Raw genomic sequence first — 9,407 nt, forward strand, 5'->3', positions numbered from 1 at the left:
AAGGGTAGTAGTAAAAACCTTTTCAAAGTCGGGAGTTATCTAAGTTTCGAGCAAATTAGAATGGCCAGTGCTCATCTGTGGCTTGTGGACCCCACCATAGCGTAATACTAATTTGCTTATACCGAAAAATTTTCATTTCAAAAAATATCCGAACCACTATTGTGGAAGAAAAGGTGTAAATCCAAATTGCATAATTCCAAAGTAGTACATATGGCAAAAAAAAGCACGGGATCCCGAACGTAGTATACAAGTGATCATTTAACGTGTAATTAATTTTAGGTTTACCCACAGCATATGAGACATCTTCCGATAGAGCGAATTACCCCTGAGAAATTAATGGAAATGCTAAAGAAAAAAGGTGTAAAAATGTCTATAAATCAAACAAAGGAAATCTTGGATTTGCTATATATTTTAGCTATTTTGGAAGTAGAGCAAGTTTTAAAAAGATGATTACAGCAGATTTATACATTCGAGTAAGTACTGATGAACAGGCTGATAAGGGATATTCGCAGCGCAACCAGGAGGAGGTTCTACAGAAATATTGTTTCTCCAGAGATATCAAAGTTAGGAAAGTTGTTTTCGAAGACCATTCCGCTAAAAGCTTCGTGCGGCCCGCATGGCAAAAATTATTGGCTGATCTAAAAAAGAAGAGAGGACAAACGAATTTGGTACTTTTTACCAAATGGGACAGATTCAGCAGAAATGCAGGTGATGCCTATCAGCTGATAAAAATTTTGGCCGATCTCGGTATAGAGCCTCAGGCCATTGAGCAACCACTTGATATTTCCATTCCAGAAAATAAAATGATGCTGGCTTTCTATCTCGCTGCTCCAGAGGTTGAGAATGACAGAAGAGCGCTCAATACTTTTCATGGAATGAGACGAGCAAGGAAAGAAGGGCGATGGATGGGGCCTGCTCCCATAGGTTATACTAACAAGGTTACCGAAGACGGGCGTAAGTATATTTGTCCTATAGAGCCCCAAGCTTCAATAATGAAATGGGTATATGAAGAATTATCTACAGGTAAGTGGTTCATTGATCAAATCTGGAAGGCAGCATCGGATAAAGGGCTGAAGACAGGTAGAAAAAATTTTTGGCAGATTATTAGAAATCCCATTTACTGCGGTAGGATACCCATTGCGAAATATAAGGACGAGGAAGCCCATACAGTTATAGGGCAACATAAAGCGATAGTTTCGGAAAGAATCTTTTATAAAGCTATGGATGTTTTGAACGGCAGAAACAAACCAAGAAAGACGACTATATCATCTCCTGATGCGCTTCCCTTGCGTGGCTTTCTGGTATGTCCAAAGTGCGGCTACATGCTCTCAGGTAGTGCTTCAAAAGGGTACAGCAAGCACTATCACTATTACCATTGCTTTTCAAAATGTGGTGTGAGATATAACGCGGACAAAGTCAATAAACTTTTCGTGGAAGAGTTAAAAAAATACACTATAGATCCACTGTTGCATGAGGCCTATGTGATGATTTTGAAGCAGGTTTATCAAGCTTTTGCAAGTGAAGATAATAATGAATTGTCAAATGTAAAAAAACAGCTGGATGAGTTTAATATTAGAATTTCGAAGGCTAGGGATAAAATGCTTAATGATGTAATTCTTGATTTTGAGTACAGGAAAATAAAATCAGACTGTGAAAGAAATATCCTTATTCTTGAAAATAGACTCATCGATTTATCCAGGGGCAGAGAGAATATTGGTGAATTAATCGGGAAAGCAACTGGATTGCTCAAAAACCTTCATGAAACATATATAGAGGCGGATTCTGAGGGAAAAAGGAGATTAATTAGTTCGATCTATCCCCAAAAGCTCACTTTTGACGGAACACAACATCGAACTGTTCGAATGAATGAAGCTGTACGCGTTCTAGGTACTTTAAAGGCCGTTTTCGAGGGCAAAAAAAAGGGGCAAATCAAAGAAAAATTTGATTTGCCCACTATGGTAGCGGGGAGCAGGATCGAACTGCCGACCTCAGGGTTATGAATCCTGCGCTCTAACCATCTGAGCTACCCCGCCGGGTAAAAATATTTGCTTATATTACAAATATTCGTTTGGTTATTTTTTCGAGTTGCAAATATAGAATAAATTACCTTTCTTTAGAAAAATAAAATAAAAAAAGTAGTCCGGAAATTTAAACCGGTTTTGAATTGACATGGCAGATAAGAAAAAATTCACGCTCGAATACGAAGTTAAATCGTCACCGAGGATACTGTATAGTTTTATAAGTGAGCCCAATGGCCTTTCGCAGTGGTTTGCCGATGATGTTAATTTTCGCGATCAGGTTTATACTTTTACATGGGATGATGAAGAGCAAAAAGCTAAGCTTGTTTCTATAAAAGAAAATAAACTCGTTAAGTTTAAATGGCTTGATGACGAACCTCAATGCTACTTTGAAATGGAAATCGTTCAGGATGAATTAACTAACGATGTTGCGCTTGCCATCACCGATTTTTCTACTGATGAGTTACTTGCAGAAAAAAGATTAATTTGGGATAACCAGATTGATTACCTCATTAGCGTTTTAGGTGCGTAATATTTATTATGCTTTGTTTACCTTTGTTAGGTGAAAAAAATACATCTTTTAGTAATTAAAACATTCATAAGGCCATTTATTGCTACATTCTTCGTAGTAATGTTTATCCTTTTAATGTTTTTTCTTTTTAAATATGTAGATGATCTTATTGGCAAAGGCTTCGAATGGTACACGATTTTAGAATTAATGTACTACCAATCGATGGTTCAAATTTCTATGGCACTACCCCTTTCGGTTTTGCTTTCTTCCATCATGACTTTCGGCACACTTGGTGAAAATTATGAATTGGTAGCCATCAAATCAGCAGGAATATCCCTTCAAAAAGCCATGAGACCACTTGTGGTTCTGATTCTGCTGCTTACCGTTGGTTCATTCATATTCTCAAATTTCATTTTACCTAAAGCCAACCTCAAATTTTATTCTTTAATGTACGATATGAGGAATAAAAAATTGGCGTTTCTAATCAAGCCCGGTGTTTTTAACAACAGTATTCCTGATTATTCCATACGTGTTGATAGTAAAGATGAAAGCGGGAAAATGAATGGAATAATGATTTACGACCATAAAGGAACTAATGGAATCCCCAAGGTAATTATGGCAAAAGAAGGTGAAATGGTTAAATCATCCGACGGAAAATTCTTAGTATTTAATTTAAAAGATGGGGTAACTTACGAAGAACAAGCCAGTAGTAGCGGAATTTATAACCCTCGACAAGTAATGCTACGCAGTAGGTTTAAAGAAACTAAGCCAAAATTTGACATGAAATCTTTTGATTTGAGTAAAACCGATCAAAATGCATTTGGAAATAGCACAGTAATGCTCAACCTAAAAGGCATCGAAAGAAAACGCGACTCTTTGCAGAAGCAGATGGATACGCTGCACATCAACACAACCAGAACTTTAAGCAACAATTTTAAGCAAAACAATATTGCTGTTGGATATTCAAAAATTAAAACCACCCCGAAAACGATAAACGATAATATTTTAAAGGATATCCCGAACGGTTCGCGATTACAAAGCATGCAAAATGCAGCAAATACAATATCAGTTATTACTCAGAATCTAGCTAATGGCGCACCAAGGCAGGAAGATCTGAGAGGCGAAATTGTATTTACCAGTGTAGAATATCAACGAAAATTTACTTTAGCTGCTTCATGCATTTTGTTGTTTTTTATCGGCGCACCACTTGGAGCAATTATAAGAAAAGGTGGAATGGGCTTACCGGTTGTTATAGCAATTGTCTTTTTTTTAATTTATCATATTATAACAACTGTAGCGGAAAAATCTGCTCGTGAAGGTTCAATAAATCCAATATTTGGAATGTGGATTGCATTCATTCTACTCACACCATTGGCAGTTTTTTTAACTTATAAAGCTACCGTAGATTCTGCCTTGTTCGACGTGAATTATTATAAACAGTTGTTTATAAAGTTGCTGAAAATTAAGCAACGATAATCGCTGTTTTCCTTTACTTCTAAATGATATATACTTAAATAAAAATGCTCAATAAGGTTGTACCTTTGTATTAATGGTTTAATAAGCATCATTTAGCATGTTTAAATCATATTGTAATTAAGTTAAAATGCAAACAAAATTAAACACCATACAAGAAGCTATTGATGATATCAAAGCTGGAAAAGTTGTTATCGTTGTAGATGATGAAGATAGGGAAAATGAAGGCGATTTTTTAACTGCCGCAGAGAATGCAACACCCGAGGTTATAAACTTTATGGCAACTTATGGGCGAGGTTTAATTTGTGCATCATTAACTGAAGAACGCTGTGATGAATTAAATCTGAACTTGATGGTTGGCAAAAATACCGCTACTCATGAAACCAATTTTACAGTTTCTGTTGATTTAATTGGGCATGGTTGCACAACTGGTATTTCGGCAAGCGATCGCTCAAAAACCATGATGGCTTTAGTTGATCCTAACACCAACCCTGAAGAACTCGGGAGACCTGGTCATATTTTTCCACTTAGGGCTAAAGATGGTGGTGTAATCAGAAGAGCAGGCCATACGGAAGCATCAGTAGATTTAGCCAGACTTGCAGGAATGAAACCTGCCGGTGTTTTAGTTGAAATTTTAAAAGAAGATGGTGAAATGGCTCGTTTACCCGATTTGTTTAAAATTGCGGAACAGCATCAGCTTAAAATTATTTCTATTGAAGATTTAATTGCTTACAGATTAGGCATTGATAGCCTGGTTAAACAAGAGGTAACCATAGATTTACCGACCGAATGGGGAGATTTCAAAATGACTGCGTATACCCAATTGGATAATAATGCAACCCATCTTGCCATTTATAAAGGTGAATGGGGTGCTGATGAGCCTATTCTTGCTCGTGTTCATAGCTCATGCGTAACAGGAGATATTTTTGGATCTTGCCGCTGCGATTGCGGACCACAACTACATAAAGCTTTCGAAATGATAGAGAAAGAAGGAAAAGGTATAGTTGTATATATGAATCAAGAAGGTCGTGGAATTGGGTTAATTAACAAACTTCGCTCTTACAACTTACAGGATGCCGGTTTTGATACCGTTGAAGCCAACATAAAATTAGGATTTAAGGGCGATGAACGTGATTATGGTGTTGGAGCCCAAATTCTAAGATCGCAAGGAGTAACTAAAATGCGTTTAATGAGTAATAACCCAACCAAAAGAGCTGGCTTAATTGGCTACGGATTAGAAATCGTAGAAAATATTCCCATCGAAATTGAAAGCAATATACACAACGAACGCTATCTTAAAACTAAAAGAGATAAAATGGGTCATTCCATTATGAAGGGATAAACAATCCCCAATATTTATTTTTGGTAAAGGAATATAGTTTTTTGAGTGGTTTGATTTGCCATATATTCCAATTACTTAGTAACCACGGTTTATTCACGATAAACCAAATGGATAATCATTTTTAAATATATCTCAAACATAGATTACCCAAAAGGCTATTAAAGAATTATTCGTCTATATTCACTCAAAGCTTTATCTTGTGCTATCATTTGATTATAATGGTTTATCAGGTGATGATTAAGAGGATTTTGAATCTCACTCTGTTGCGGATAAATGAAAAAGTTAGTATCGATTGTCATCCCTGCTTACAATGAAGCTGATAACATTTTTGTAATTTTAGAAAGCATAAAAAAAGTATTTTCTACACTAAATTATGATTACGAAATCATACTAATAGATGATGGAAGTGCTGATAATACGCTTCAAAACATTCGCAATTTTGCTTCGTCATCCGAAAATATTTTTTTTCTCGAATTCTCCAAAAATTTCGGCCACCAATTAGCTGTAAAAGCAGGTATGGATAATGCCTTTGGTGATTGTGTGATATCGATGGATTGTGATATGCAACATCCACCAGACCTTATTCCTGATATGTTAAATAAATGGGAAGAAGGTTTTGAAGTTGTTTACACCGTTAGAGAAGACGATAAAAATCTTTCCAAAGGAAAGAGAAAATCATCTGGTTTATTTTATAAAATTTTAAATTGGCTATCAGACATTGAATTGGAACCTGGTGCTGCCGATTTTCGTTTATTAGATAAAAAAGTAGTTAATGTATTTAGAAGCTTTAACGAAAACGAGCCATTTCTACGTGGCTTAGTGAAGTGGTTAGGCTTTAAACAATATGCCATAAAATATAATCCTGGTGCTAGGTTTTCTGGTGAAAGCAAATATACCTTCAAAAAAATGTTTAGGTTGGCATTGCATGGCGTTACATCGTTCAGCATCAAACCATTATATTCAGCAGTTTATTTAGGCTTTATTTTATCTTTCGCTTCAATACTGTATGTTCCATATATTATTTATGCTTTTGTTAATAATGTAGAGGTTTCTGGATGGGCTTCTGTAATTATGACTATTGTCTTTTTCGGTGGCCTGCAATTAATTATATTAGGCATTATTGGCATTTACGTTGGTAAAATGTTTATGCAAGTAAAAAACCGACCAAATTATATTATCCGTTCAACTAATATTCCTGTAAAATAATGGTGCTTTTAAGTTTCGATATTGAAGAATTTGATATGCCGTTTGAGTATGGAAAAGATATCTCCTTTAAAGACCAAATTGCCATTTCGAGAGCAGGAACAATTGCGATTCTCGACATTTTGGATAAATATGAAATAAAAGCAACATTTTTTTGTACGGTAACTTTTGCAGAAAACATACCAGATTTAATTAAAAGCATAATTGATAATGGCCATGAATTGGCTTCTCACGGATACTACCATTCTAATTTCAAGCCAGAACATCTTCTTCAATCAAAATTAAAGCTCGAAGAACTTTCGGGTGCAGAAATTGTAGGCTATCGAATGGCCAGAATGATGCCTGTAGATGAAAAGGAAATTGAAAAAGCAGGTTACGTTTACAATACATCTATCAACCCAACCTACCTCCCTGGCAGATATAATAATTTTAATATTTCAAGAACATTCTTTACTAAAGAAAACGTTTTACAAATTCCAGCCTCAGTTAGTCCATTAATAAGATTTCCATTATTTTGGCTATCCTTTCACAACCTGCCCTTGAGCATTTATAAAATGCTTGTAAGTTGGACTTATAGAAAAGATAAATACCTTAATATTTATTTCCACCCTTGGGAATTTACCAATTTAGACGATTTTGAGCGATTTGGTTTTCCAGCTTACATCAGGAAAAATACAGGAGAAAAAATGATTAACAGAATGGAAAATCTAATTTTATGGATAAAATTCAAGAACTATCGATTCGGAACTTTTAAAGAATTCATTAAAGGCATCAAATAAAAAGCTAAGCTAATTTTTCAGTATCAAACAAGTCAAATATAAACTTAGAAACTATTGGTAGCTTTCAGCTAATTTTAATGCGTTGTATGCATTAACAATTCCTCCGCTAACACAAATCTCACTAAAAGGAACCCTAACGTTGTCGCCCTTTTCATTTTTATACTTTACTTTATGTTCAACTTTCGTTACAGATTTAATGATTATCTCCCGAACCTGTTCCGGTTTTAAATTAGGATAATAACTTAAAATTAAAGCTGCTAAGCCAGAAACCACAGGGGATGCCATACTTGTACCGTCCAAATCTTCATATTTATTATCTGGTACCGTAGAGTTTATTAAGAAACCGGGTGCAAAAACATCAACATTATACTTTCCATAATTAGAAAAATCAGCCTTTAAGTTATCGTCATCTTTGTAAGCACTGGCGCCAACTTCAATCCAATTGGATGCATGAGGAAGTTGAAATTTCGTAGAATCAATAGCAATTGGTTTAATTGTAGCAGGTCTGCCAATCGATGGGCGCATTCCCATTCCATTATTTTGCATAACTGGTTTAGGTGGTGTAAAATCATCTGGATTTGGCTTTTTATGTTGTTGTTTATAAGCCTCCGCTTCCTTACTTTCATAAAATTTGTTTGGATAATTTTCTATCACATCATTATTTTGATTGTCGTTTCCAGCTGCATGAACTAATAATACACCTTTAAGTTCAGCATACTTAACAGCCTCATCAACTACTTTTTTATCCCATTTGTATGCTTTACCAAAACTCATATTAATAACTTTTGCTCCGTTATCAACTGCATACCGAATCCCATTTGCTACATCTTTATCTCGTTCATCACCAGTTGGCACTACTCTTATAGCCATAATCTCCACATTATTGGCTACACCTAAAATTCCCAACGTGTTTTGTCTATTTGCACCAATGATACCAGAAACATGTGTTCCATGCAATGCATCAGGTCCTTTTACATCACTATTTCCATAGTTTCTTTGGTACGAATTGGAATAATCGTCGCCTACTAATTCTGCCCTTTTATCATATTTAGGATTTAGATTATATTTTAACATTGCATCATATTGCTTGTAAGCATCCTTGATACTTTTGTAAAACTTTTCAAAACTACCCTCTTCCTTCGAACCTTTCCTTATAATAGTTTTAACCTGTTCCTCTATCTCATCATCCGCTTTGTAATTTTCTATATCTTGATAAACTGGAATCTCTTTGCCTGTGGTTTTCGATACGGAATCTAATACCTTATTTATAGCAAGCAGTACAGAAAATGTTTCACTGGCATCATTATATTTCTTGCCAAAATCTCCCGCTACCTTCTTATAAATCTTAAACTCTTCTTTTTGCGCACTATCTAATGGGGTTAAATTAGTGGTAGATTGATATTTAGGATGATAAATACGATATAATCGAATAAGTTCTAAATTATCAAATTCCAAATTACCTTTCTTAGAGCCAATGAAGTTCCAACCATGAACATCATCTATGTAGCCATTCCCATCGTCGTCAATTCCATTACCCGGAATTTCATTTTTATTAGTCCACAATACATCTTTCAAATCCTGATGATTTACATCAACACCTCCATCAATTACTGCTACAATAATTTTCTCCTTAGGCTTTTTATCTTTTAAAATTTCTTTGTAAGCTCTTTCAGTACTGATGCCGAAATAGCCGCTCTCTGCTAAATCTAAGTTAAACCAGTTTGCAGGTAATTTTACATTCTTACTTTGTGCAAAACTTAATGTATTAACACATATCAACGAACAAAATAACAGCAACCTTTTCAAGTTCATAATCATCATATCTATACTTACGAAATAATGCAATATTACGGTTTTATTGTGGCTAGAGGATGCATTTTCACATAAATTAACAATATGATTTTTAATGTAATTTTTTGCCTAAACTTGTTAAAAAGAATTGTCTATGCTGCTACTAATTACATTCCTTTTGCATAAGATAAAATAATAAATACTTCTATAAAGTTTAATATTGATTTGTAAATGAGTGTGAGCATTTCATAAATCCTCCTATCCTGCTCTTCACTACAATCTTTTTGTTG

The 9,407-nt window shown here is 34.9% G+C and carries 8 protein-coding genes and 1 tRNA gene; 7 read left to right on the forward strand and 2 right to left on the reverse strand.

Annotation, left to right across the window (positions count from 1 at the left end):
• The first annotated feature begins 294 nt into the window (after positions 1-294).
• Positions 295-450 (forward strand): hypothetical protein, encoded by a 156-nt coding sequence (locus D7004_RS20565; RefSeq protein WP_167459416.1) that lies wholly within the window; start codon positions 295-297, stop codon positions 448-450.
• Positions 447-2,000 (forward strand): recombinase family protein, encoded by a 1,554-nt coding sequence (locus tag D7004_RS04885; RefSeq protein WP_123204764.1) that lies wholly within the window; start codon positions 447-449, stop codon positions 1,998-2,000. Before D7004_RS20565 ends, D7004_RS04885 begins: the two co-directional genes overlap by 4 nt.
• On the opposite strand, the gene D7004_RS04890 is transcribed toward D7004_RS04885, so the two are convergent.
• A tRNA-Met gene (locus D7004_RS04890) sits at positions 1,957-2,033 on the reverse strand. The genes D7004_RS04885 and D7004_RS04890 overlap by 44 nt on opposite strands.
• 136 nt (positions 2,034-2,169) lie before the next feature.
• On the opposite strand from D7004_RS04890, the gene D7004_RS04895 reads away from it, so the two are divergent.
• The 5 genes from D7004_RS04895 to D7004_RS04915 all read left to right on the forward strand — a co-directional run bounded on the left by D7004_RS04895 (position 2,170) and on the right by D7004_RS04915 (position 7,326).
• A complete protein-coding gene (locus D7004_RS04895; RefSeq protein ID WP_123204756.1) occupies positions 2,170-2,550 on the forward strand; it encodes an START-like domain-containing protein in 381 nt (126 codons plus the stop codon).
• Positions 2,551-2,580: 30 nt separating this feature from the next.
• On the forward strand, positions 2,581-4,005 hold the full coding sequence (locus D7004_RS04900) for an LptF/LptG family permease (RefSeq protein WP_123204757.1): 1,425 nt from the start codon (positions 2,581-2,583) through the stop codon (positions 4,003-4,005).
• A 127-nt stretch (positions 4,006-4,132) separates the two neighbouring features.
• Complete coding sequence (locus tag D7004_RS04905) at positions 4,133-5,344, forward strand: bifunctional 3,4-dihydroxy-2-butanone-4-phosphate synthase/GTP cyclohydrolase II (RefSeq protein ID WP_123204758.1); 1,212 nt, start codon at positions 4,133-4,135, stop codon at positions 5,342-5,344.
• Positions 5,345-5,617: 273 nt separating this feature from the next.
• Positions 5,618-6,550, forward strand: a complete 933-nt coding sequence (locus tag D7004_RS04910; protein WP_123204759.1) for a glycosyltransferase family 2 protein — start codon at positions 5,618-5,620, stop codon at positions 6,548-6,550.
• Entirely contained in the window at positions 6,550-7,326 is a 777-nt protein-coding gene (locus tag D7004_RS04915; RefSeq protein WP_123204760.1) for a polysaccharide deacetylase family protein, read from the forward strand. Before D7004_RS04910 ends, D7004_RS04915 begins: the two co-directional genes overlap by 1 nt.
• Before the next feature lie 51 nt (positions 7,327-7,377).
• Here D7004_RS04915 and D7004_RS04920 read toward each other — a convergent pair whose 3' ends face one another.
• Positions 7,378-9,138, reverse strand: a complete 1,761-nt coding sequence (locus D7004_RS04920) for a S8 family peptidase (protein WP_123204765.1) — start codon at positions 9,136-9,138, stop codon at positions 7,378-7,380.
• Positions 9,139-9,407: the final 269 nt, after the last annotated feature.

The sequence above is a fragment of the Pedobacter jejuensis genome (assembly GCF_003725795.1).
GTDB lineage: Bacteria > Bacteroidota > Bacteroidia > Sphingobacteriales > Sphingobacteriaceae > Pedobacter > Pedobacter jejuensis.